We start from the raw sequence: 19339 nt of genomic DNA on the forward strand, positions 1-19339 counted from the left end.
GAAAGGAGATTTGAATACAATGCAAATAATTGATCAATTGCCGCCAATACTTACTGTTAAGCAAGTTTCAGAGTTAATGGGATGGCATCCAAATACTGTTTATCAACGTTGTACTTCTGGTGATTTGCCAAGTTTTAAAAGTGGCAACAGCAGGCGGATACGTCGAGAAGCATACTTGGAATGGATTAAAAAAATGGAAGCCCAAAACTAAAATTTTTTAGGAGGTTAATAGAGTGAGACGAATTCAATTAACAGATGGAATGCCTTCGAACATTACAAAAAATGAACTAAAACAAGAAACACTTGAACTTTTAAAGGCAGTCATTAAGGAATGCTCTAAAAGTGGTTTAAGTTATGTTGAAATTAATAAAGCTCTGCACCTTGCAGATGAAGAGCTTTATAAAAATGTTATTCATAAGTCATTCTCTCATTTTCAAAAATGAATTAAAAGGATCATTTTCTAATTCAGTTTGGTATTCGTCGTACTGTTGTTGGTTAGCGCCTACAACATACACAGTGTTGTAATACACTTGTCCATTGTCCAAAATGTCAATTAACTTTTGACCAACATGTAATAGAGTCCAACCTTTTTTAAGATATTCGTTGGCAGATGAATTGGCATAATCATCATCAAATTCTAAAGTGAAAACGATGTCGTTCATAATAACACCTCCCTTCAAAAATATTTTATCAGAAGGGGAGCAAAATAAAACTTTTTAGGAGGTCACATAGATGGAAAATCAATTAGTCTTCATTAAAGAAAATATCGCTGTCACAGACAGCCTAACCATTGCGGAGATGTTTGGGAAGGAACATAAAAATGTATTGAGAGATATTGAAACTCAAATGGAATATGCAGGTGAAGAATTTAATGAGCTCAATTTTGAGCGCAACTCTTATAAGGATTCTTTAAACCGTCTCAAACCAAAATACGACCTTACCGAAGAAGCATTCACACTGGTTGTGTTCGGTTACAACACAAAGGAAGCTGTTCAAACCAAAATTAAATTCATTCAAGAATTTAAGCGGATGAAAGAATACATCCAGAAACAGCAGCAGCCAAAAGCGATGAACGCAAAAGAGAGCATCATTGCCAATATGAAACTAACCATCCAGCTCAACGAAGATGTTGGCGAAATGAAAGAGGACATAAAGCAACTTCGGCATGATCTGGATAAAAAGTTAACGCTCGATTACTCACAGCAGCAAGCCATGAGAAACGCAGTCAACAAACGTGTGCATAAGCTCTGGAATGAAAATAAGGTCGACAAAACTTTCTATGAAACGACCAGAAGAGTTTATGCAGCATTATGGAAGAACCTAAAAGATGCGTACAGAGTCAATGCCTATCCGAACATTCTTCAAAAAGACTTTGAAGAAGCGATGAGCTTCATTGAAGGATGGAGACCGATTTTTAACGGAAGTCAATCGGCATAAGTGCCGCAGATTCCCCCAAAGATGGGGAAAGGAAGCTGGTAAAACTGGACACCCTAGGAGGAGAAAGAAAATGAAGCCTTTTAGATTGGAAATGCAAAAAGTAAAAATCAAATCTGTTGAATATGAAGAAGCTTTGGAGAATACAGCAAAAGACCTCATTAGACAACTCAAATCATTTTGTCAGACATATGGAGACTTACTACATTGTTTAGATCAATTTAGATATAAGCCAAAAACTGAACAAGTGATTGCCGAATATGCTAAAAGACTTGTTAAACAAGAGATAAACAGCATCCCGTTAGAAAGGAGCTTGTGAAATGGACAAACAAAATAAATCAACCCCTGCGGCAACAGAGGTTGATAAGAAAACTAATAAATTGGATTTTACTACTTCTGTTTTAACTGCGATTCAATACGTTGAGAAGTATTTTGATAAGCCGTTTCCACTATTATCGGAAAATAATTCGAAACAATATGTTTCGTATGAAGAGCGGAAGCAGAAAGAGCGAGTCCACAGGCACCAGAAATAAGTTCTTTGAGGTAATCTTTATCGGATAAATTTTTCTTGTCTGCTTCATCAAAGACATGTTGTAAACCATCTTGTAATGCTGTTATTGCGATATCCATAGCATCCTTTTGAATCAATTCCATATCATTTTCTAGTTGTTCAATGGGTGCAAAGTCGCTTTTATCAAGTTTCATAGTTTCACCTCCTGTCTTATACAGGGACATTATACCAAAAAGGAGGAGCGAAAATGTTCAACCCTTATGACTTCTACATTACACCAGAAGAGTTTGCACAAGCTGAGGCAAACGGGATTTGTAAGGATACACTCATCTGGAGAATAAGGAGGCAAGGTTGGGATAAGCAAAGAGCTTTAACAGAACCGGTTCAATTTCAAGATAGAGATAAAATCTCAGCGGTCTGGGATAAATGGGGAAAGCTTGCTGAAGAAAATGGCGTCTCAAGAGCCGTGTTTCGCAAAAGGTTAGAACGTGGTTGGACTGAAGAAAAAGCAGCTACGACACCAAAAATAGATCAAAACGAACATATGAAAAGAATGTGCGAACTTTCACCGAGAACTAAGCGCCGTAAATTTTCAGAAGACCTTGTCAGGCTAGCCGAAAAGAATGGCATCAGGTATAAAACTCTAAAAAGTCGTGTAACTAAACTTGGTTGGGATCCATATATAGCTGCAACTACACCTGTTTTTTCTCGATATGAGATGGGTCAAAAAGGTGCACAGGGTTTTAAAAAGAAATACGGGTCTGATTTTAACAGGATTTTCTTTTTGAAAAGAAAACAGAATCCAATTAGAAAGGAACATGTACAATGACCAAACAAAATAAGACAACCCCTGCGGCAACAGAGGGTGAAATTGAAAAACATTTAAAAGAGTTACCTGAATCTGTACGGATAGCTATCTTGGCAAATATTGAAAAAGCCAAGAAAACTGAAATAACTATTGGTATTGATCCAGAAAGCTATTTGGCTAAAGAAATCCTTTGGCAATCCAGAAAAATGATAAAGATTGAGCAAAAATTAGGTGAATTGAATATCGCAATCAACCATTTACGAAATCAGATAAATAAAATTAATCAACAATAAATGGTTTGAGCTCAAATATTTCAGGAAGCTCATTGTAATTCTTGACTAGCTCTCTGAATTCAATGCCTGTCCATTGGTCAGAATGGTCCGTTGAAATACTGTCTAACAACTCATCATTAAATACTTGGAATTGATGGAAAAAGCGTTCTATTTCTTGGTTTTCTCCCGGAGTTTCCAATTGATAAACGGTTTGAGCTGCTGTAATAAAAGTATTCGCTTGGTTAAGGTGAGCTAAAGCGATTGTGATTCGACGATCATCAGAAATCTTTAATTTACTAATTAGCCCTGAATTTTTGAGAGTTGTATAACTCTTTTCAGCAGCGTGCATTCCATTAATTAAATGAGTACGCATTGCTTTTATCGTGTCTGGAAAAGTTTTATCCATAGTATCACCCCCTATCCTATAGGGACATTATACCAAAGAGGAGAGAAACAAATGAGCATCCAAAACGAAAATAAATCGACCCCTGCGGCAACAGAGGTTGAAAATCAAGTTTGTATAAAACTGATCATAAAAGACACACGACTAAAAGATATTGATGAGTACATTAAAGAGTTAACATCTGATTTTATTGAAAATTTTGGTTTCGAACCTTCAGAACTTTTCCTGGCAGCGGAAGGCAACTCTTTAAGTATCCGAATGTATCTAAATTGAATTTGAAAATCTTCTTAGTGGACACAATCATGATTTAGTTTCATATTCTTTCACCTTCTATTATTTGATAGGGACATTATACCAAAAAAGGAGGAGCAAGCATGTTTTTAGTCAGCTATGTATGGCTACATAATCAAATTCATGCCGTCATCAGTGAATCTGTCCATACGCATAATCAGGCTTTGTACAGGTTAATGCAGCAGGGCGGTACCATCATCCAAAATGAACGCAAAGACAATGATCTCGGCTCTGTGATCGTGAACGGGAAAAGATCAGTTTGGCCTTTGACCAAGTCGGAAGGACTGAAAGTAAATGGCTGAGGTCAAGTGGATCAAGCTGAGTACGCAAATGTTTGAAGACGAAAAAATCAAACTGATTGAACAGATGCCGGAAGCCGACACCATTCTAATTATATGGGTCAAGCTGCTGGCCCAGGCTGGGAAAACCAATGCGTCAGGATACATCTACCTAAGCAAAAATATCCCGTATACAGACGAGATGCTGGCAACAATTTTCAATCGTCCGTTACCGATCGTAAGAATGGCATTACAGACGTTTCAACAGTTCGGCATGATTGAGATAGATGAACATAATTTCATTAATATTTCAAATTGGGAAAAGCATCAAAATGTCGAAGGCATGGACCGGGTTCGAAAACTCAACGCCGAACGAAACAAGAGATACAGAGAAAGAAAAAAGCAATTGCAGCTTTCTTCTCCCCAAAAAAAGAGTGACGTTAGCGTGACGTCACGTGACGGTGCAGATATAGATAAAGAATTAGATAAAGATATAGATAAAGAAAATAATATATTGTCGGGCAAGCCCGACAAGGCATCTTCTGAAAAAGATGAAATTCCTTACAAACTGATCATCGACCTTTTAAACAAAGTCGCTGGAACAAAGTACCGACCTACTACACCAAAAACCAAAACCTTAATAAAGGCGCGATGGAATGAAGGTTTTAGATTTGATGATTTCAAACATGTCATTCTAGTCAAATGCGAAGAATGGCGCGGCACTGATCTGGACAAGTATCTAAGGCCTGAAACGCTGTTTGGCACTAAATTTGAAAATTATCTTAACCAAAAGCCAAAAGGAGGTAGACCTCATGACAGAAACCTTCACCAAAGATCGGGCGGCAAGAGTCAAGGCCGAGTTATCACGGAGGATGACATTCCATACTGATGAGAATGGAAAGCCTGTCTATTGCCGCAAGCATACAAGGCTCATTGGAGGAGAAGAGAAGCCTTACCCGGTTCAACTGATGAAACTGCGAGACGGCTCAATAAAATGTCCTATGTGTGAAAGAGAACAGCGAAATAAGGAAATCGAGCGTGAAGCCGAGATATGGCGCCGCCAGGTGGAACGGCAGATTTTATCGACTTACTCCCTAATTGCCGACCCTACTCTTAAAAAAGCAACATTCGAAACGTTCCGCAGCTACAACCAAGAGGACGAGCAGAATAAACGCAGGATGATGGAGCTTGTCAGCCGAATCAAGGCAGGCGCTGTGATGAACATCTTTTTGACAGGAGAGTCTAACGCCGGAAAAAGTCATCTTGCAATGGCCGCCCTTAAAGAACTGAACAAAAATGATTCCGAAGAGTACGCGAAGTCAGCCCTCTTTGTTAACAGTGATGCCCTCATGAGGCGAATTAAAAACTCATTTAAAGATGACTCCGAAAAGTTGACAGAGGCTTTTGCAATCGAGCTGCTGACAAGGGTTGATTATCTCGTAATCGATGACCTGGGCGCCGAAGTAGGGGACACGGACAACGAAAACAGAGCCGCAAATGATTTTATTCATCGTGTATGGTATGGGGTTTCTACTGGCCGTCAAGGAAAAGTAACGATCATCACGACCAATCTTTCAGGTGTGGCTTTAACCAAACTCTATGACAAGAAAACTGTTAGCCGTCTGACAGCACATCTTGAAACGATTCAGTTTTTAGAAAAACAAAAAGAGAAAAAGGGGCGGAAAGCTCCTGCTTTAACCTTTTAGGAGATGAAAATAAGTGAAGGATACTAACTTGAAAACGATCATGCCGGGCGTGTGGGGGCATGTGGCAACCGATAAAACACCGGAGGAACTCAAGCAAGGATTAAAGGAAATTGAACAAAAACTAGAAAATTGGCTGGCTTATTGGTCAAATGTACGGAGGGAGAACGCATGAAACATGGTAAGCGACCTACACGCGCGCAGAAGCAAATCATCAAAAAGAACGGTTTAAACCCTGAGAATTGGCTGGTATCAAAGAATCTGCAGCATGAACAAAGATTAGTAGTTGTTCACCGTCATACCGGTACCGTGCGGGAGTGTTGGGCGTGAAAATGGCAGTCCGCACTGATCGTTTAGAAATTGCCTTGAATAACTTGAATTATGAATGGTCATATGTCCAGCTTTGTAAATTGATAGATTACTGGTATGACGGCAAATCATTATATGACGCTTCCGATCTTCTGAGAAGAAAACCGGACGAGCTTTTGATTCTAATTGTGGACCTTGCAAAAAGAAGGATTCTTCCTCACAGGCCATACGGTATAGCCGCGAATCCGAGAATATGGATCGGTCCCCAAAGGATGATTACTAAAAAGAACGGAGTAAGACAGCTATTCATTGAAAGCCCTGTTTATATCCCGTTCCTTGAAAATAATTTTATCTGGTATGATCAGGAGCTTTATAGGTTTAGAGATTTGTGGAATCGGGGGCAGTCCATTATCAAAATAGCAAAATCCTTCAAAAGAGAAATAGAAGAATTATTGTTCCTCGTCATTGATCAGGGGAACAAGGGAATGATTCAGCCGCGAAAAGGGGGGCTTTTAGGTGAGGAAGCATCTGAACAAGAAAAAAGGCGGTTCAAGATTATCGTTTGAAAAAGCATCCTTACAGCAGCTTTTAGTGATTATCAGGTTTGAACATTGTCCAAAGCGTTACAAAAATGCCGCTTTGAAAAATCTTTTAAAGAGGTGAAGTCTTTATGACAGAACAGGAGCGTATGGAAAAAATCGAATGGATCAATTTGATCGAAAGGTATGGAAAGGAATCGCTTAAACAGAAGAGCGATGAGGAAATTGAAAAGCTTTATAACCTGGCTATGCTCAGGCAGACGGATGAAATCTTTGCATAAAAAAAACAGAGCTTTTAAAAGCCCCGGAAAATAAAAACCCAACACTTTTATTTTAACACGGGGGTGCGGCTGGTGAACAGTCCTAAAGAAATCAAAGTCAATCAAGATTTATCAAGCAAAATTCAAGACGGGAAGGTCACTGTCATTGTTATAGATGGCCTAAACGGAAAGGCTTATGAAGCACAGGCCCCGGAACACGGCAGAACGATCATTGAAACATTTAAAGGTGACTTTTCACGGATTAATCTTGAATCATCACACAAATTCAATTAATTTGCAGGGGCTTTCCCCTGCGGGGGAGGAACGGAATGTTTAAAGCAAAGACAATAACCTTTAATTCTGAAACATATATGCTTGGTCAAAAATATAAGCCGCCAGGCTTCACAAGGATGGCGACTGTCACAAATATTGTAGATAATCGGAATACTTTTTCACATAACGAGGGCGGTTTTGAGGTCCGCTTTGATTCAGGGGATTTCTTACGGATTTATTCAAATGATGTTGTCATCCATTGGGAACAGACGGGGGGTGAGAAGGGATGAATGACCCGAATGTTTTTTCGAACCCGTGCGCCCTATGCAAGACGGCGGAAGCTGATTGTCCGTCCGAAATTTTTTGCCCTTTCTGTGGAATCCAAGATGTTGCGATAGATTCGGATGATTTTAAAAAAATAGAAGAGGCGATGAAAGAATGACACTCTTACAATCTTCATTACTCCATACAATCAAGGCTCAGCCGGATAACATGATGACCATTGACGAGCTGGCTGAGAAGTACGAACTTCACCCGGATTACGTGAAATCGATCATAGAGCGAACTGAAGGGCTGGCGATTAAGGGCAACGTGGCCTATGCTCAGAAACAATCTTTTCTGCTGCCGATACTTGGGGTTGCCGTGCTGTTCTTTGTTATTGTGATTTTGCCGATGCTTGCAAATTGAAATTTGTAGGCGCGACGGAAAAAGAATAATGTCCTAAATGGAATACCTGCGGACACTGAACTTACAGCTTTTACGCTGTTTGTTTGGTGTCCGTTTTTTATTTGTCCCGGCTGTGGTCTAGCGAAAGGAGAAATAGACATGAAACCCACCAAAAGAAAACGCCCTGAAAAAACGCAGGAGCACTCTGAGCGCTTTTGGCGAGAGATCATGGGGCAAAACAAGCAGATTCTTAAACGAGGCAAAGGCGGCGCTTATAAGCGAAAATAAAAGGAGGAATAAACCATGCTATTTCAATTACCCGAAATTGATAGAGAAGCGACGAAAAAGAAAATTGAAGCCATACTGGATAATTACAGGGTGGTTCTCTTGCAAGTTCCGGATGATCTACTGCCAAAAGTCACGGCAGGATTTAACCTCGTCCCGCCGTCAAATACAAACGCGTTTCATTCATCTACGGAGGATATGGCTATCAAAAGGGTCGAAATGGAAAAAGAACGAAATGCCTTTCTGGCAAAAGTGCAAAAGGCTGTGAACCGTTTGCCTGTCAATGAACGGCAAATCATCATCATGCGATATATGTCCCAAGATCACCGTTTTGATTATGAGGTTTACAACGAAATTGGGTTAAGCCCGCGCACATACTTCAGAATTAAGTCGCGCGCTTTTTACAACCTGGCTTTTGCATTAAAAGAAGAAGTGTATGTGAAGGGAAGTGCTTCATAATGAATTTCGTGCAGCCTATCCGGGATATGGACCAGATTTATTATATAAAGAAATTCCTGAGAGAACGGAGTGAAAGAAACTATCTGCTTTTCGTTACCGGCATAAACTCAGGCTTGCGTATATCCGATTTACTTCGTTTAAGAGTCCGCGACGCCAAACGAATGTACATCGATTTAAGAGAGAAGAAAACCGGCAAGCAGAAACGAATCAAAATAAATAAGGCCCTAAAAAAGGCCCTGGCTGATTACATTAAAGACAAGGATGACCAGGAATTTTTGTTTAAGAGCCGAGAAGGGCTTAACAAACCAATCAGCAGAAGCACGGCATACAACATATTGAAAGAGGCGGCGGAATACGTCGGACTTGATGGGATCGGCACCCACACCATGAGAAAAACGTTCGGTTATTGGCACTATAAAAAATTCAAGGACGTTGCTCTGCTGCAAGAGATATTCAACCATTCCAGCCCGGACGTCACGCTTCGATATATCGGGATCACTCAAGACACAATGGACCAAACAATGGACGCATTCAGCTTATAAGCTCATCTGTTTTCAAAACGGATGAGTTTTTTTCTGCCTATTTTAACGAACTAACCATAACGAGAAAGTGTCCAACTCATTTTGACAAAATGGCTTGAAACTATGCAGGGCAAAGGGTTCCGCGTTTCGTTGAATTGGACACAATATAAGATATGGTTAATTCGTGGATAATGTGGGTAAATTGCATAAAAAGGGGGAAAGAAAACAATTTGACAAATAGGGTAAACGATGAAATTTGCTCTTTTCAGTAAGAATTCATTGAAAAGCCAACTATCAGATGGTTATAATTAAGAAGCAAAGAGCATACGTTTTACCCTACGAGAAGGAGGGATACGTATGAAAAAGGAGCTGGGAAAAATGTTAAAGCAACTAGCAGCCACTCACCGTTCTAAATTAATTGAAATCGCAAAAAGAAACACTAAACGTAACGAGGATGGTCTTACAGTTATCGAAAAGGGCGACGCTTGGAGAGAAGATGATGAGCACACCAACAGTTTCAGAAATGATTGTTCTGAAACAAAAACTTTAGTATTGAACTAGATTGAGAAATCGGACACCAAGTCCAGGCGAAGTCTGGTATGCTACTCTCCCAAAAGAGGAAGACCCCAATGACTTGATGCCGGATAGGCCCTGCATAATAGTTGATAAAGTAGAAGATGAATACCTCGTTATAAAAGTTACAAAACACAGTCCTCGACCATATGATAAATACGATATAGCTATTCAATATTGGGGACAATGCGGTTTAACAAAACCGTCAACAGCAAGATGCTCAAAATTGATTTTCTTAGCTGAGGATCAAATCGATAATTATAAAGGACATCTGGTGAAGAGCGATGAACAAAGAATCACTCAGAAACTAGAAGCTTTTTTGAATTCTCAGTAAGACGTCTTTCAAGGCGTCTTTTTTTATTTAAAAAATAAGGAATGATTTTGGCACAATTATGGCACAACGTTGGCACTCTGTTTTGTTTTAGATCGTTTAATATGGTATTAGGTCAAAATTGAAAAGCGACTTCTGAGTGCGGGAGGGCAACCTTAGGGGGGTGAACAATTTGTTCATCCCTTTTTTAATAGGGGGAATCCAGAAATGAAAAATGCGTATGTGGTTTTCTCGGATTATTGCGATGCTGGTCAAGAGTTCTTCGAAACGTATGAAGAAGCACAAAAGGAATTTGCTAACCGCATCGATGATCCAAGCTGTAATAGCGTAGACACATATCTCTGTAGTGTTATGGTTTATCAGCCAGGTAAATGATCAGGCGCTTTTCCAAATGGGAGGGCGTCTTTTTATGTTCTCTGTAAACCGGGTCCAGTGAATCTCAGAATAGACGATTGGCGGCCAATGTGGGCCTCTGAGTGTGGGCTCGGTTTAGAAAGAATATACCAGGCGCTTTCCCAAATGGGAGGGCGTTTTTTATTTAAGGGAGGGCTTACATATGGAAGTCGTTATAGAAAGTATTGAGAGAAAAGGAGAAACCCTATTTAGTGACGGGAGCATAATGGGATTTCAAACCTATGGTTTTTTAATAAAAGCCACCGTTCGTTTTAAGTCCGCTGAAGTTGAAGGCAGCTTTTATTTTCCGGGTGAACAGGAAATGAGTTTTTCAAAAGCCGAGAAGAAAATACGTGAGTTTTTCGTCAAAGAAGGTGATTCATTTGTGCATTGAAAAACCAAGCCTTACGAAAGTTGTAAAGCTATCTAAAGAAAAACCGCCATTATTGCAGATTGAGCTTGATGATATTGATTCAGTCCCACGTGTTTTCTACAAAGGAAAGGAGATTAAACGTAAAATCCGTGTGGATTTTTCATTCTTAACGAATGATGATACAGGTTTTCGTCCAACACATATCGACATTGAATACATTGATGAAGAAAGCAAGTTTGGATCAAAGTCGATTGTTTATAATCGATACTTTTACAACGAAAGGAAGGAGAAGTAACAATGAGCAAACGAATCATTCAAAAGTTAGCACACGGCGCATTAGTGTGGGACAAATATGAAATGAAGTCCCATTTCGTAACGCATGAGGAAGCCGCAGAGATTGAACAATCGACGGCAGCCAATGAAGTAGCAGAGTCAAAGTCAAAGCCAAAGGCAACCAAATCGAAAGGGACAAAGAAGGACGAGAAGACTGATACCAAATGAGATATTGCATTCATGACGGCTGCCGGAATCTTTTAGAGGAAGGCAGCTATTATTGTGATCAGCACAGGCCAAGGAAGAAAAGCAGGAAGCAAAACAAGTTTCAGTCTGCAAACAAGGCTTTCTATCGATCTGATGCCTGGAAGTCCATGAGAGAGTACATTTACCAACGTGACGGCGGCACCTGCAATGAGTGCGGTCGTTTTGTTTTTGGACAGAACGCGCACATTCACCATGTCATTCCGATTTCCAAGCAGCCAGAATTGAAGCTTGATGAAACCAATTTGATTCTTCTTTGTCCAAAATGCCACGCAAAAATAGAAAACAAGGAAAAACAATCCCCCCCATCCGTTTTCACAAAATTTTTTTGATTTGGGGACAGGGCAGGGGGAGTCACGTGTATACAAAAATGAAATTTTAAAGGGGGGTGTGAGGGAATTTGAAGGAAATGACACCACAGCAACGGTCGGCCCGGACTCGAAAATTGAAAAAAATACGAGCTGATGAAGAAGGGAAAATTTTAGCCTGGCTGAAAGAGGCGGGGACATATTCTGAAACCCTTACGCCTCTGATCAATACCTATCTGGATGCTCATGTGATCTATACCCAAATGTATGAAGAATGGCGGGATGAAGGTTTTCCGGCCACGCGGCTGCATCAAAATAAAGCTGGTGCAGTAAATGAAATGAAGCACCCTCTTGCTCAACAGGTAGCCGATTGGAACACCAAAAAAAGCAAGCTGCTGGAACAGCTGGGGCTTACTCCGAAACTTCAAAAACAAGTCGGCGGCCAGCCTAATTCTAATACCGACAGTTTCCAAACTTTTAAATCGAAGTGGAGTGCTGATGGGTGATAGAACGGGGTGTGAACTATGCTGATCTATATGCTGATCAGGTATTGAAGAATAAAAAAGAGCATTGTAAATCGGTTATAAAAGTTGTTGAGCGCTACAAGAGGATGAAAAAGCGAAAAGACGTTTGGCTTGATGTCGATGAAGCAAATAAAGTCATGGATTTTATAGAAACCTTCTGCAAACATTCAAAAGGAGAGCTTGCCGGCGAACCTATTGAATTGGAATTGTGGCAAAAATTCATTTTCACAAACATATACGGCTTTTATAAAAAGGATGACAAGGGAAGGACTGTCCGGGCTGTTAGGACTGTTTATATTCAGATTCCACGGAAAAACGGCAAGACTGTTTTGGCAGCCGGTGCTGCCACTTATGCAATGTACGCAGATGGAGAAAAGGGCGCCGAATGTTTTACAGCGGCGACCGATGCAGAACAAGCGAATATTGCCGCGAAACAAATTGCGGCGACTATTCAAAACAGCCCTGATCTTAACATGCGGACCCAAATTTATAAAGGTCCGAAGGGGCACATTAACGCTATCATTTACCGGTACACCATCAACGGTACACGGTTTGAAAATAGCATCTTGCCTCTGTCTAAAAATACACAGGGCCTTGATGGTAAAAACCCTCATTTCGTATTGCTGGATGAAGTACACGCGCAAAATAATGCCGACATGTACGATGTTTTAAAATCCGGTATGGGTTCGCGGTTGCAACCGTTAATGTTCATCATTTCAACAGCGGGAAAAGGGACGACATCCGTCGGCCTGCAAATTTATGATTATGCGCGGGGCCTGCTGAATAACAAAAATGAGGAAGAAGAGGACATTTCCTATTTCACATACATTACCGAACCCGACAAGGGAGACAAATGGGATGATCGAAAAGTCTGGAAAAAGGTAAACCCAAATTGGGGAATCAGTGTCCAACCCGACTTTTTAGAAAGTGAGTTTAAAACGGCCCAGATGAGCGCGGAGCGAAAGGATGAGTTTTTGGCCAAGTATCTGAATATTTTCGTCCGCAGCACCGGCACGTATTTTGACAAAGATATTGTCCAGAAAATGATCGAGGACAAGGAAGGGAACCTGATCAAAGACCTGGGCGATTTATCTGGCGAACAGGCAGTCATTGGCCTTGATTTATCCAGAACGACAGACCTCACATGCGTGTCTATTAATATCCCGACCCATGATGAAAACGGAAAATCGATGTTGAAAGTCAAACAGATGTATTTTATCCCGGATCATAACCTGGAAGCACGCGAAAAAATGGAGAACATCCCGTATCGGAACTTGGCCGAGCGGGGTTTTTTAACGTTATGCCCTGGTAAAACGATTGACTATGATATGGTTGTCGAATTCATTGTGGAATGTTCTCGGATTTATGATGTTGAGCAGGTCAATTATGACCCTGCTCTTTCTCAAAAAGTGATTGAAGCGCTTGAGGCTGAGGGATTGACTTGCGTGGAGACAAAACAATATTCTACCGTCCTTAATGCACCTTTTGATGATGCTGAAATTTTAATGTTTGAAGAACGAATTAAGACGGATAATCCCCTTTTTATCTACTGCACAGAAAATGTCGTAGCGGATAAAAACTTTCAAGGCTTGAAGCGGCCTTCCAAAAAGCAAAGTAAAGCCAAAATTGACGGCTTTGTTGCTTTTTTGAATGCCCATAAAGAAACCATGATGATGCTGGTTGATTACGATGAAGACGAATATGACGCAATGCTTAATGAATTGTACAGATAGGGGGTGATGAGAGTGGGGTTTATCCGTAATTTAGCAGGACGGTTCAGCAAACGTAGTTTCAATTGGTTTCAAAACTCATATTTTAATTATGGTGCATTTGTCAATGACGATAATATCCTGAAATCCAGTGACACATACAATCTGATGAAGCTGATCAGCGACCAGGTCGCATTGACAGATTTTGTTGTGGAAGATGGAACGACGGGTAGAGACTCAAAAGACCCGCGGGCTCTTCAAGCTTTGCGGATTTTAAATTGTCCCAATGATTATTTAACCGGTTTTGAATTTAAGAAACTGCTGACAAATGTATATTTGCTTCGCGGTGACGTGTATGTCTTCTACGATCAAAGCCAGCTGCACATTTTGAATAATGTTTATAGCGAGCTGACCGCCGCCGGAATAGAGAAAATCACTGTGTCCGGTGAAGTCGTTCCGTCCTACATGGTGAGGCACATCAAAAATATAGGCTTGAGCCATTTGGAGGGTGTAGGCCTGTTAGAGCTGGCAAAGGAAACGCTGGAAGGCGTCATGAACGCTGAAAAGGCGCTGACTGAAAAATATAAAAAGGGTGGGCTTATGGCGTTCCTTCTTAAATTAGAGACGCACCTTTCCCCGACCAACACGAATCAAACCAAAACCGTAAAAGCGATACTTGACCAGCTTGAGGGAATTAAAGATTCAGGGAAAACAAAATTGATTCCTTTAGGCAGAGGGTATGAAATCGAAGCCCTTGAATCCCCTGTGGATGATGAAAAGACGCTCAAATATTTGAATATCTACAAAAAAGATTTAGGTAAGTTTTTCGGGATGGATAAGGACCTGCTGGACAAGCTCGAAGAAAAAGACATGGAACAAGCCATGATGAAGCTTTATACCAGCTGTCTACAGCCTATTTTTCGCAACATCGAAGAGCATTTGACCATTTTGTTCTTCGGAAAAGATAGCGGGCTGCGCCTAAAATTCCGTCACAATCTCTTAAACTTCGTTGGAATGAAAACAAAAACAGAGATTGCCTACAATCTGGTACGGACATCGATCGCCGTTCCTGATGATGCACGGGAAATGATCGGTTTCCCACGTTTGAATACAAAAGAATCCAGCAAGCTTTATATCAGTAAGGACCTTGTGGGCTTGGATAGGCTGGAAGATGTTCTGAAAAGCAGCCTGAAAGGTGGTGATGAGGATGGATAAAGAGCAGCGGACTTTTCAAATCAAGGGGCTGGAAATTCGGCAGCTTGCAGATCAGGAAGAGACACCACAAATAACCGGTTATGGGGCTGTTTTTAATAGTCCGGCCGATATTGGCGGGATGTTCACCGAAGTGATCGCGCCCGGAGCCTTTCAAAAAGCGTTATCAAGGCAGGCCGATGTTCGTGCCCTTTTTAATCACAATTGGGATTATGTGCTTGGGCGGACACGCAGCGGCACCCTCCAACTCGAAGAAGATGACAAGGGTTTGAAATTTACTGTTACGCCGCCAGATACCTCTTGGGCAAATGATCTGCGCCGGAGTATGGAGCGGGGCGACATTAATCAATGTTCTTTTGGATTCAACGTAGTAAAAGACGAATGGAATTATGATACATCACCGGCGACACGCACGATTCAAGAGGTAGAACTCTTTGAAATTAGCGTTGTCGCCTTTCCTGCATATGAGGATACAGAAGCGTCACTTGTCCGATCTGGTGACATTTATCAGAGAGCAAAACAAAAAAATGAGCTGCGGCAAAAAAAGCAGCAACTAATTAATAAAATTCAGGAGGCTATGAAATGAAACTACGTGATATTTTAGAAAAACGTAAAGCGACGATTGAAATTCGTATGAAGGAGCTGCGGGCTGATTTAGAAGGAGACCAAACGGAATCCTCCTCTATTGAAACAATAGAAAAAGAGGTAGCCGAACTGGCCGCGGAACTTGATGCCGTAAAAGCGGAGCTTGAAAATTTAAAAGGCGACGAAGAAAAGCAGCCAGAAGAAGGCGAAAGAGACGGCGACGAAGGCGGAGAAGAAAGGGAATCAGATGAAACAGAACAGCGCGGCCAGCAGTTTATCGCACCTGAAAAGCGGGACGCTATTGTCAGCAATATCATGAAATCTCTATCCTCTGAAAGCCGCAAACAGGCAAAAGAAGGGGAGCAGCGCAAAGCCTTCGCAAACTATCTTGTCGGGCGTATAAGCGAGAATGAAGCGCGGGCGATGGGTGTTGAGACAACTAACGGGAAGGTTTTAATTCCAGAATCTCTATCAAAAGAAATCATTACTTATGCCCAAGAAGAAAACCTGTTGCGGAAATACGGAACCCGCGTTCAGACAAAAGGAACACAAGGTTATCCGGTTCTGGTGAAGAAAGCAAAAGCCCAGCGGATTAAAACTGAAAGAACATTGGACAATCCAATTCCGCAGACCGACATCAATTTTGATGAAGTATTCCTGAACCCTTCTGAAATTGATGCGCTGGTGTTGATCACCAAAAAATTGCTTGCCATGACTGACATGCCTGTTGAGCAAACAGTGATTGAAGAGCTGAAAAAATCCTATGTAGAAGAAGAGGCAAATTTCTTCTTCAACTCTACAGATAATCCCGGTTCCTTGATTCAAAAAGCTGTTGCATTTAATCCGGGGAATATAGAGGTTTATGACAAGCTTGTTCGATTGAAAAATTCTGTTCCAACGTCTAAACTCAAAAATTCTCGTTGGATGATGAATAGAGCTGCTCTTACAGCTATTGAAACGTTAAAAGATAAAGACGGAAAGCCGTTGTTGCGTGAGGCTTATATTGAAGGAGCCTTCGGTTACAGGATTCTGGGCTATCCGGTTGATGTAACTGATTATGTGGACGGCAGCACACCGGATGTACCGCGCCTATACTTTGGTGATTTTAGTTCATTCCACATTCAAGATGTCATTAATTCTTTAGAAGTCAGCAAGCTTCTTGAAAAATACAGCGATACAAACCATGTCGGCTTCAAAATCTGGCACTTAAATGACGGCCAATTGATCTACTCACCATTTGAGCCAACAGTATTTAAATTGGAGTTGACGACTGATGGCGGAACTACATCGGCTTAATGATCGCTTAAAAGAGCATTTAAGAATCGAAGACAGTGAGGAAGATTCCTTGCTGTCTTTTTATTTGCAGTCGGCTGCAAATTACATCAGAAGAGCAACAGGGCGTGAGGATGATCATTTGATTATTCTGGCGGCCGGCATCTTTTATGAATTTAGGGTGACGGAAAAAAGTATGAGCCTTGCCCTGGATGCCTTGACCCCTTTAATCCTTCAAGCGGAAATGTGTGGTGATGACAATGCCGGTGAATCCGGGGGAGCTGAAACATAAAATTGAGATTCAAAAGGGGGTGCCAGGGCGCAATCCTAAAACGATGAAACCGGAATACGTTTGGACAACGTTTATAAAAGCTTGGTCCGAAATTATGCAGCCGCGGGATCGTTACATTATCCAAGCATCTGCGGCCCATCAGGAAAATACTGCATGGTTTCGCATTCGACACCGAAAAGGGATTAAATCAGGCTCTATGCGTGTTGTATACAAGGGTCAACCTTTTAAGATCGAGAAGGTCATTCCCGATTTGCAAAATCAGGAGCTTATGACATTGCAATGTGTGGGGTGGGATCATGAGAATAGCGGTTCAAGTTGATGGCTTTGACGATGCTCTTCGCCGTCTTGAAAGGTTTGGGCAAGATGTTGAAAAACGTCAAGTCAGATCATTGCGAGCCGGTGGGAACGTTTTAAGAGACGGTATGAGGGCAGAGGTTCCTGTATCAGAAATTGATCACAAACACATCAAAGACGATATTCAGGTACGGCAGACGCCGAAGAAAGACAGGCCAATTCCAAACGCAATCAGCTTTGATATTGGCCCCGGAAAGGAAACGGCTTGGCGGGCGAAGTTTGTTCATAATGGCTATGTTGCAAAGAACGGCCGTTTCGTACGGGGAAACCCGTTTGCTGTTCGGGCTTATCGGCTTAAACGCGTGGCAATCAACCAGGCTGTCATGAATGAAATGCGGAAAGGGGCAAGGTCATGATTGATTATGAACCGTACATCGTAAAAGCCCTTTTAGATGATCCTGACGTATTTCAGATGACTGACGGCCGGATATATGCCGGAAACTTCCCTTTAGAGGAATCTCGTGAATATCCTCATATTTTAGTTCTGGAAATGGATAACGTTGATAAGGACTATGAGGACAATAAAGCCGCATCAGCGGAAATTGATATTCAAGTCAATATATGGGTGAAGGCTGATGGCAACATAGGGCCTTTACAAACCGCGGTAGATAAAAAAATGAAAGCTCTCAAATGTAAGAGAATGTCTGTTACTCCTTTTGACGAAGAGGAACGTTCTGCTTTTAGAAAGGCTTTTTTATATCGAACAATTGTGAAATTAAAGGAGGAAGATTAAATGGGCAGTGTTAATGTAGGTCTTGAAAATTTAGTATATGCCAAGCTCATCAAAGACGAAAAAGGAAATATTCAATACGGGCCTGTACAGCCTTTTGCACCAGCTATTCAAGCAAACGTTGATACAACTAATGAAATGAGTACACTATATGCCGATAACGGGCCGATTATCGTCAATTCCAATATCGGAGAAACAAAAGTGAAATTGGGGATTTCTGAAATTCCTCAAGAGGTCCTATCAGATATTACAGGACAAAAACTTGTGAAAGGGGTCATTGTGTGGAAAAAAGGTGTTGTTCCTCCATATGTCGCCCTCGGGTTTACAGGAACAAAAGAGGACGGAAACGTACGCCATGTTTGGCTAACCAAAGGGCGCTTTGGAATCCCAGGCATTGATTGGAAAACCGCTGAAGATAAAACAGATTTCCAAACAGAAGAAATTGAGGGCACATTTATTCAACGTAGTGACAAGGTCTTTAAAATCACCGGTGACAGCAGCGTGGAAGGATATGACGAATACAGAGATACATTCTTTGATGCAGTATTTGACGTCTCTAAACTTGATAGTTCTTCAACGGCTACGGCTTCAACAACAACCACAACTAAAACAAGTACAAGCGGGGGAGCAGCATAATGTCTAAACCTTTGGAAATTACATTACGAATTGACGGCGAAGATGTAGCGTTTACGCAGGAATTTATCCCTTTTAAATTTAAGCGTAAAGCACTTGAAATTGAGAAGTACGCGAGAAGCGATGAGGCAGATCCAGAGGAAGTTGAAAACAGACAGTTGAACCTTATCGTTGAAATTTTTGATAAAAAATTCACAAGAAAGCAGATTAATGACGGTCTGAATACGATCGATCACCGGAATGTGATTTATGACATTATCGGGGTAGGGGTTCTCGGCTATCCAACCCGTGAGGAAATCGAAAAAGAAAAAGAGGATTTTGATTTGGGAAAGCTGCTGGAAAAGGTACAGAAAGAGTCACAATAGATCAGGCATTAGACAACGTCAAAGATATATACGTTCAATTGATGGACGAAAGAGGATGGACGCTAAATGAAATTGATAATAGCGACTATCCTTTTTTTATTGAATTGCTTGAGCATCGGGAAAAACTCAAGAACCC

41 protein-coding genes are annotated in these 19339 nt (G+C 41.2%); 38 read left to right on the plus strand and 3 right to left on the minus strand.

What is annotated here, in order from left to right; translation table 11 throughout:
* Window positions 1-19 precede the first annotated feature (19 nt).
* Both H7F26_RS09345 and H7F26_RS09350 read left to right on the plus strand, forming a co-directional pair.
* The gene (locus tag H7F26_RS09345; protein WP_185855254.1) at window positions 20-211 is read left to right on the plus strand and encodes a helix-turn-helix domain-containing protein; all 192 of its coding nucleotides are present in this window, start codon (window positions 20-22) and stop codon (window positions 209-211) included.
* A 22-nt stretch (window positions 212-233) separates the two neighbouring features.
* A complete protein-coding gene (locus tag H7F26_RS09350; RefSeq protein ID WP_017475023.1) occupies window positions 234-443 on the plus strand; it encodes a hypothetical protein in 210 nt (69 codons plus the stop codon).
* Here H7F26_RS09350 and H7F26_RS09355 read toward each other — a convergent pair.
* Complete coding sequence (locus tag H7F26_RS09355) at window positions 420-662, minus strand: hypothetical protein (RefSeq protein ID WP_017475022.1); 243 nt, start codon at window positions 660-662, stop codon at window positions 420-422. The two genes, H7F26_RS09350 and H7F26_RS09355, sit on opposite strands and share 24 nt — an antisense overlap.
* Window positions 663-732: 70 nt before the next feature.
* On the opposite strand from H7F26_RS09355, the gene H7F26_RS09360 reads away from it, so the two are divergent.
* Window positions 733-1437 carry a Rha family transcriptional regulator gene (locus tag H7F26_RS09360; RefSeq protein WP_185855255.1) on the plus strand — a complete coding sequence of 235 codons (705 nt, stop codon included), beginning with the start codon at window positions 733-735 and terminating at the stop codon, window positions 1435-1437.
* A 70-nt stretch (window positions 1438-1507) separates the two neighbouring features.
* Window positions 1508-1753 carry a hypothetical protein gene (locus tag H7F26_RS09365; RefSeq protein ID WP_017474860.1) on the plus strand — a complete coding sequence of 82 codons (246 nt, stop codon included), beginning with the start codon at window positions 1508-1510 and terminating at the stop codon, window positions 1751-1753.
* Between the two features lie 71 nt (window positions 1754-1824).
* Here the strand turns inward: H7F26_RS09365 and H7F26_RS09370 are convergent, their stop codons facing one another.
* Complete coding sequence (locus H7F26_RS09370; protein ID WP_048406869.1) at window positions 1825-2139, minus strand: hypothetical protein; 315 nt, start codon at window positions 2137-2139, stop codon at window positions 1825-1827.
* A gap of 53 nt (window positions 2140-2192) precedes the next feature.
* On the opposite strand from H7F26_RS09370, the gene H7F26_RS09375 reads away from it, so the two are divergent.
* Together H7F26_RS09375 and H7F26_RS09380 are read left to right on the plus strand one after the other, a co-directional pair.
* On the plus strand, window positions 2193-2774 hold the full coding sequence (locus H7F26_RS09375) for a hypothetical protein (RefSeq protein WP_185855256.1): 582 nt from the start codon (window positions 2193-2195) through the stop codon (window positions 2772-2774).
* On the plus strand, window positions 2771-3046 hold the full coding sequence (locus H7F26_RS09380; RefSeq protein WP_069500259.1) for a hypothetical protein: 276 nt from the start codon (window positions 2771-2773) through the stop codon (window positions 3044-3046). Before H7F26_RS09375 ends, H7F26_RS09380 begins: the two co-directional genes overlap by 4 nt.
* Here H7F26_RS09380 and H7F26_RS09385 read toward each other — a convergent pair.
* Window positions 3033-3431, minus strand: coding sequence for a hypothetical protein (locus tag H7F26_RS09385; RefSeq protein WP_185855257.1), 399 nt, complete (start codon window positions 3429-3431; stop codon window positions 3033-3035). The two genes, H7F26_RS09380 and H7F26_RS09385, sit on opposite strands and share 14 nt — an antisense overlap.
* Before the next feature lie 51 nt (window positions 3432-3482).
* Between H7F26_RS09385 and H7F26_RS09390 the strand changes: the two genes are divergently transcribed.
* The 32 genes from H7F26_RS09390 (at window position 3483) to gpG (ending at window position 19203) form a co-directional block, all read left to right on the plus strand.
* Window positions 3483-3701: a hypothetical protein gene (locus tag H7F26_RS09390; RefSeq protein ID WP_025807801.1), complete on the plus strand. Its 219-nt coding sequence runs from the start codon at window positions 3483-3485 to the stop codon at window positions 3699-3701.
* A 101-nt stretch (window positions 3702-3802) separates the two neighbouring features.
* Window positions 3803-4021 (plus strand): hypothetical protein, encoded by a 219-nt coding sequence (locus tag H7F26_RS09395; protein ID WP_185855258.1) that lies wholly within the window; start codon window positions 3803-3805, stop codon window positions 4019-4021.
* Entirely contained in the window at window positions 4014-4886 is an 873-nt protein-coding gene (locus H7F26_RS09400) for a phage replisome organizer N-terminal domain-containing protein (protein ID WP_185855259.1), read from the plus strand. Before H7F26_RS09395 ends, H7F26_RS09400 begins: the two co-directional genes overlap by 8 nt.
* On the plus strand, window positions 4870-5703 hold the full coding sequence (locus H7F26_RS09405) for an ATP-binding protein (RefSeq protein WP_048350368.1): 834 nt from the start codon (window positions 4870-4872) through the stop codon (window positions 5701-5703). Before H7F26_RS09400 ends, H7F26_RS09405 begins: the two co-directional genes overlap by 17 nt.
* A 13-nt stretch (window positions 5704-5716) precedes the next feature.
* Window positions 5717-5875 carry a hypothetical protein gene (locus H7F26_RS09410; RefSeq protein ID WP_017474697.1) on the plus strand — a complete coding sequence of 53 codons (159 nt, stop codon included), beginning with the start codon at window positions 5717-5719 and terminating at the stop codon, window positions 5873-5875.
* Entirely contained in the window at window positions 5872-6030 is a 159-nt protein-coding gene (locus tag H7F26_RS22205) for a DUF6906 family protein (RefSeq protein WP_017474696.1), read from the plus strand. The genes H7F26_RS09410 and H7F26_RS22205 overlap by 4 nt, the downstream gene beginning before the upstream one ends.
* A 2-nt stretch (window positions 6031-6032) precedes the next feature.
* Window positions 6033-6575, plus strand: a complete 543-nt coding sequence (locus tag H7F26_RS09415) for a hypothetical protein (RefSeq protein ID WP_395958891.1) — start codon at window positions 6033-6035, stop codon at window positions 6573-6575.
* A 104-nt stretch (window positions 6576-6679) separates the two neighbouring features.
* Window positions 6680-6829 (plus strand): BH0509 family protein, encoded by a 150-nt coding sequence (locus H7F26_RS09420; RefSeq protein WP_142237344.1) that lies wholly within the window; start codon window positions 6680-6682, stop codon window positions 6827-6829.
* A gap of 72 nt (window positions 6830-6901) precedes the next feature.
* A complete protein-coding gene (locus tag H7F26_RS09425; protein ID WP_185855261.1) occupies window positions 6902-7102 on the plus strand; it encodes an XtrA/YqaO family protein in 201 nt (66 codons plus the stop codon).
* A gap of 35 nt (window positions 7103-7137) precedes the next feature.
* Window positions 7138-7371 carry a hypothetical protein gene (locus H7F26_RS09430; RefSeq protein WP_185855262.1) on the plus strand — a complete coding sequence of 78 codons (234 nt, stop codon included), beginning with the start codon at window positions 7138-7140 and terminating at the stop codon, window positions 7369-7371.
* A 148-nt stretch (window positions 7372-7519) separates the two neighbouring features.
* Window positions 7520-7768 (plus strand): hypothetical protein, encoded by a 249-nt coding sequence (locus H7F26_RS09435; RefSeq protein ID WP_069500263.1) that lies wholly within the window; start codon window positions 7520-7522, stop codon window positions 7766-7768.
* A gap of 138 nt (window positions 7769-7906) precedes the next feature.
* On the plus strand, window positions 7907-8035 hold the full coding sequence (locus tag H7F26_RS21930; protein ID WP_087654055.1) for a hypothetical protein: 129 nt from the start codon (window positions 7907-7909) through the stop codon (window positions 8033-8035).
* Between the two features lie 15 nt (window positions 8036-8050).
* Window positions 8051-8491 (plus strand): ArpU family phage packaging/lysis transcriptional regulator, encoded by a 441-nt coding sequence (locus H7F26_RS09440; RefSeq protein ID WP_069500264.1) that lies wholly within the window; start codon window positions 8051-8053, stop codon window positions 8489-8491.
* Complete coding sequence (locus H7F26_RS09445; RefSeq protein ID WP_043054216.1) at window positions 8491-9033, plus strand: site-specific integrase; 543 nt, start codon at window positions 8491-8493, stop codon at window positions 9031-9033. Before H7F26_RS09440 ends, H7F26_RS09445 begins: the two co-directional genes overlap by 1 nt.
* A 336-nt stretch (window positions 9034-9369) precedes the next feature.
* Window positions 9370-9573, plus strand: a complete 204-nt coding sequence (locus tag H7F26_RS09450; protein WP_017474601.1) for a hypothetical protein — start codon at window positions 9370-9372, stop codon at window positions 9571-9573.
* Window positions 9574-9649: 76 nt separating this feature from the next.
* On the plus strand, window positions 9650-9919 hold the full coding sequence (locus H7F26_RS22210; RefSeq protein ID WP_048350381.1) for a hypothetical protein: 270 nt from the start codon (window positions 9650-9652) through the stop codon (window positions 9917-9919).
* 204 nt (window positions 9920-10123) lie between these two features.
* On the plus strand, window positions 10124-10291 hold the full coding sequence (locus H7F26_RS09460) for a hypothetical protein (RefSeq protein ID WP_185855263.1): 168 nt from the start codon (window positions 10124-10126) through the stop codon (window positions 10289-10291).
* Between the two features lie 181 nt (window positions 10292-10472).
* The gene (locus H7F26_RS09465; RefSeq protein ID WP_069500267.1) at window positions 10473-10703 is read left to right on the plus strand and encodes a hypothetical protein; all 231 of its coding nucleotides are present in this window, start codon (window positions 10473-10475) and stop codon (window positions 10701-10703) included.
* Window positions 10693-10977 (plus strand): hypothetical protein, encoded by a 285-nt coding sequence (locus tag H7F26_RS09470; RefSeq protein WP_185855264.1) that lies wholly within the window; start codon window positions 10693-10695, stop codon window positions 10975-10977. The genes H7F26_RS09465 and H7F26_RS09470 overlap by 11 nt, the downstream gene beginning before the upstream one ends.
* Window positions 10978-10979: 2 nt before the next feature.
* The gene (locus tag H7F26_RS09475) at window positions 10980-11183 is read left to right on the plus strand and encodes a hypothetical protein (RefSeq protein ID WP_145644034.1); all 204 of its coding nucleotides are present in this window, start codon (window positions 10980-10982) and stop codon (window positions 11181-11183) included.
* 146 nt (window positions 11184-11329) lie between these two features.
* The gene (locus tag H7F26_RS22215; protein ID WP_367304416.1) at window positions 11330-11551 is read left to right on the plus strand and encodes an HNH endonuclease; all 222 of its coding nucleotides are present in this window, start codon (window positions 11330-11332) and stop codon (window positions 11549-11551) included.
* 77 nt (window positions 11552-11628) lie between these two features.
* Complete coding sequence (locus H7F26_RS09485; RefSeq protein WP_043054550.1) at window positions 11629-12033, plus strand: P27 family phage terminase small subunit; 405 nt, start codon at window positions 11629-11631, stop codon at window positions 12031-12033.
* Complete coding sequence (locus H7F26_RS09490; RefSeq protein ID WP_231133625.1) at window positions 12030-13784, plus strand: terminase large subunit; 1755 nt, start codon at window positions 12030-12032, stop codon at window positions 13782-13784. The genes H7F26_RS09485 and H7F26_RS09490 overlap by 4 nt, the downstream gene beginning before the upstream one ends.
* Window positions 13785-13796: 12 nt before the next feature.
* Window positions 13797-14975: a phage portal protein gene (locus H7F26_RS09495; RefSeq protein ID WP_185855265.1), complete on the plus strand. Its 1179-nt coding sequence runs from the start codon at window positions 13797-13799 to the stop codon at window positions 14973-14975.
* Complete coding sequence (locus H7F26_RS09500) at window positions 14968-15558, plus strand: HK97 family phage prohead protease (protein ID WP_043054112.1); 591 nt, start codon at window positions 14968-14970, stop codon at window positions 15556-15558. The genes H7F26_RS09495 and H7F26_RS09500 overlap by 8 nt, the downstream gene beginning before the upstream one ends.
* A complete protein-coding gene (locus H7F26_RS09505; protein ID WP_098408412.1) occupies window positions 15555-16853 on the plus strand; it encodes a phage major capsid protein in 1299 nt (432 codons plus the stop codon). The genes H7F26_RS09500 and H7F26_RS09505 overlap by 4 nt, the downstream gene beginning before the upstream one ends.
* The gene (locus tag H7F26_RS09510; RefSeq protein ID WP_106071246.1) at window positions 16831-17121 is read left to right on the plus strand and encodes a head-tail connector protein; all 291 of its coding nucleotides are present in this window, start codon (window positions 16831-16833) and stop codon (window positions 17119-17121) included. Before H7F26_RS09505 ends, H7F26_RS09510 begins: the two co-directional genes overlap by 23 nt.
* Window positions 17084-17440 (plus strand): phage head closure protein, encoded by a 357-nt coding sequence (locus tag H7F26_RS09515; RefSeq protein ID WP_082142487.1) that lies wholly within the window; start codon window positions 17084-17086, stop codon window positions 17438-17440. The genes H7F26_RS09510 and H7F26_RS09515 overlap by 38 nt, the downstream gene beginning before the upstream one ends.
* Complete coding sequence (locus H7F26_RS09520; protein ID WP_098408409.1) at window positions 17418-17831, plus strand: HK97-gp10 family putative phage morphogenesis protein; 414 nt, start codon at window positions 17418-17420, stop codon at window positions 17829-17831. Before H7F26_RS09515 ends, H7F26_RS09520 begins: the two co-directional genes overlap by 23 nt.
* A complete protein-coding gene (locus tag H7F26_RS09525) occupies window positions 17828-18208 on the plus strand; it encodes a DUF3168 domain-containing protein (RefSeq protein ID WP_098408407.1) in 381 nt (126 codons plus the stop codon). Before H7F26_RS09520 ends, H7F26_RS09525 begins: the two co-directional genes overlap by 4 nt.
* Window positions 18209-18841: a major tail protein gene (locus H7F26_RS09530; RefSeq protein WP_098408406.1), complete on the plus strand. Its 633-nt coding sequence runs from the start codon at window positions 18209-18211 to the stop codon at window positions 18839-18841.
* The gene (gene gpG / locus H7F26_RS09535) at window positions 18841-19203 is read left to right on the plus strand and encodes a phage tail assembly chaperone G (protein ID WP_098408404.1); all 363 of its coding nucleotides are present in this window, start codon (window positions 18841-18843) and stop codon (window positions 19201-19203) included. Before H7F26_RS09530 ends, gpG begins: the two co-directional genes overlap by 1 nt.
* The last annotated feature ends 136 nt before the right edge of the window (window positions 19204-19339 follow it).

This window comes from Bacillus sp. PAMC28748 (genome assembly GCF_014250415.1).
In the GTDB taxonomy this organism is placed as follows: domain Bacteria; phylum Bacillota; class Bacilli; order Bacillales; family Bacillaceae; genus Bacillus; species Bacillus licheniformis.

What these genes read in the sequence shown, in the direction of transcription:
- H7F26_RS09345 (WP_185855254.1), top strand. Translation starts at nt 20, where the DNA reads ATGCAAATAATTGATCAATTGCCGCCAATACTTACTGTTAAGCAAGTT.
- H7F26_RS09355 (WP_017475022.1), bottom strand. Translation starts at nt 662, where the DNA reads ATGAACGACATCGTTTTCACTTTAGAATTTGATGATGATTATGCCAAT.
- H7F26_RS09360 (WP_185855255.1), top strand. Translation starts at nt 733, where the DNA reads ATGGAAAATCAATTAGTCTTCATTAAAGAAAATATCGCTGTCACAGAC.
- H7F26_RS09365 (WP_017474860.1), top strand. Translation starts at nt 1,508, where the DNA reads ATGAAGCCTTTTAGATTGGAAATGCAAAAAGTAAAAATCAAATCTGTT.
- H7F26_RS09370 (WP_048406869.1), bottom strand. Translation starts at nt 2,139, where the DNA reads ATGAAACTTGATAAAAGCGACTTTGCACCCATTGAACAACTAGAAAAT.
- H7F26_RS09375 (WP_185855256.1), top strand. Translation starts at nt 2,193, where the DNA reads ATGTTCAACCCTTATGACTTCTACATTACACCAGAAGAGTTTGCACAA.
- H7F26_RS09380 (WP_069500259.1), top strand. Translation starts at nt 2,771, where the DNA reads ATGACCAAACAAAATAAGACAACCCCTGCGGCAACAGAGGGTGAAATT.
- H7F26_RS09385 (WP_185855257.1), bottom strand. Translation starts at nt 3,431, where the DNA reads ATGGATAAAACTTTTCCAGACACGATAAAAGCAATGCGTACTCATTTA.
- H7F26_RS09390 (WP_025807801.1), top strand. Translation starts at nt 3,483, where the DNA reads ATGAGCATCCAAAACGAAAATAAATCGACCCCTGCGGCAACAGAGGTT.
- H7F26_RS09395 (WP_185855258.1), top strand. Translation starts at nt 3,803, where the DNA reads ATGTTTTTAGTCAGCTATGTATGGCTACATAATCAAATTCATGCCGTC.
- H7F26_RS09400 (WP_185855259.1), top strand. Translation starts at nt 4,014, where the DNA reads ATGGCTGAGGTCAAGTGGATCAAGCTGAGTACGCAAATGTTTGAAGAC.
- H7F26_RS09405 (WP_048350368.1), top strand. Translation starts at nt 4,870, where the DNA reads ATGACATTCCATACTGATGAGAATGGAAAGCCTGTCTATTGCCGCAAG.
- H7F26_RS22205 (WP_017474696.1), top strand. Translation starts at nt 5,872, where the DNA reads ATGAAACATGGTAAGCGACCTACACGCGCGCAGAAGCAAATCATCAAA.
- H7F26_RS09415 (WP_395958891.1), top strand. Translation starts at nt 6,033, where the DNA reads ATGGCAGTCCGCACTGATCGTTTAGAAATTGCCTTGAATAACTTGAAT.
- H7F26_RS09420 (WP_142237344.1), top strand. Translation starts at nt 6,680, where the DNA reads ATGACAGAACAGGAGCGTATGGAAAAAATCGAATGGATCAATTTGATC.
- H7F26_RS09430 (WP_185855262.1), top strand. Translation starts at nt 7,138, where the DNA reads ATGTTTAAAGCAAAGACAATAACCTTTAATTCTGAAACATATATGCTT.
- H7F26_RS09435 (WP_069500263.1), top strand. Translation starts at nt 7,520, where the DNA reads ATGACACTCTTACAATCTTCATTACTCCATACAATCAAGGCTCAGCCG.
- H7F26_RS21930 (WP_087654055.1), top strand. Translation starts at nt 7,907, where the DNA reads ATGAAACCCACCAAAAGAAAACGCCCTGAAAAAACGCAGGAGCACTCT.
- H7F26_RS09440 (WP_069500264.1), top strand. Translation starts at nt 8,051, where the DNA reads ATGCTATTTCAATTACCCGAAATTGATAGAGAAGCGACGAAAAAGAAA.
- H7F26_RS09445 (WP_043054216.1), top strand. Translation starts at nt 8,491, where the DNA reads ATGAATTTCGTGCAGCCTATCCGGGATATGGACCAGATTTATTATATA.
- H7F26_RS09450 (WP_017474601.1), top strand. Translation starts at nt 9,370, where the DNA reads ATGAAAAAGGAGCTGGGAAAAATGTTAAAGCAACTAGCAGCCACTCAC.
- H7F26_RS22210 (WP_048350381.1), top strand. Translation starts at nt 9,650, where the DNA reads ATGCCGGATAGGCCCTGCATAATAGTTGATAAAGTAGAAGATGAATAC.
- H7F26_RS09460 (WP_185855263.1), top strand. Translation starts at nt 10,124, where the DNA reads ATGAAAAATGCGTATGTGGTTTTCTCGGATTATTGCGATGCTGGTCAA.
- H7F26_RS09465 (WP_069500267.1), top strand. Translation starts at nt 10,473, where the DNA reads ATGGAAGTCGTTATAGAAAGTATTGAGAGAAAAGGAGAAACCCTATTT.
- H7F26_RS09475 (WP_145644034.1), top strand. Translation starts at nt 10,980, where the DNA reads ATGAGCAAACGAATCATTCAAAAGTTAGCACACGGCGCATTAGTGTGG.
- H7F26_RS22215 (WP_367304416.1), top strand. Translation starts at nt 11,330, where the DNA reads ATGAGAGAGTACATTTACCAACGTGACGGCGGCACCTGCAATGAGTGC.
- H7F26_RS09485 (WP_043054550.1), top strand. Translation starts at nt 11,629, where the DNA reads ATGACACCACAGCAACGGTCGGCCCGGACTCGAAAATTGAAAAAAATA.
- H7F26_RS09500 (WP_043054112.1), top strand. Translation starts at nt 14,968, where the DNA reads ATGGATAAAGAGCAGCGGACTTTTCAAATCAAGGGGCTGGAAATTCGG.
- H7F26_RS09505 (WP_098408412.1), top strand. Translation starts at nt 15,555, where the DNA reads ATGAAACTACGTGATATTTTAGAAAAACGTAAAGCGACGATTGAAATT.
- H7F26_RS09510 (WP_106071246.1), top strand. Translation starts at nt 16,831, where the DNA reads ATGGCGGAACTACATCGGCTTAATGATCGCTTAAAAGAGCATTTAAGA.
- H7F26_RS09515 (WP_082142487.1), top strand. Translation starts at nt 17,084, where the DNA reads ATGACAATGCCGGTGAATCCGGGGGAGCTGAAACATAAAATTGAGATT.
- H7F26_RS09520 (WP_098408409.1), top strand. Translation starts at nt 17,418, where the DNA reads ATGAGAATAGCGGTTCAAGTTGATGGCTTTGACGATGCTCTTCGCCGT.
- H7F26_RS09525 (WP_098408407.1), top strand. Translation starts at nt 17,828, where the DNA reads ATGATTGATTATGAACCGTACATCGTAAAAGCCCTTTTAGATGATCCT.
- H7F26_RS09530 (WP_098408406.1), top strand. Translation starts at nt 18,209, where the DNA reads ATGGGCAGTGTTAATGTAGGTCTTGAAAATTTAGTATATGCCAAGCTC.
- gpG (WP_098408404.1), top strand. Translation starts at nt 18,841, where the DNA reads ATGTCTAAACCTTTGGAAATTACATTACGAATTGACGGCGAAGATGTA.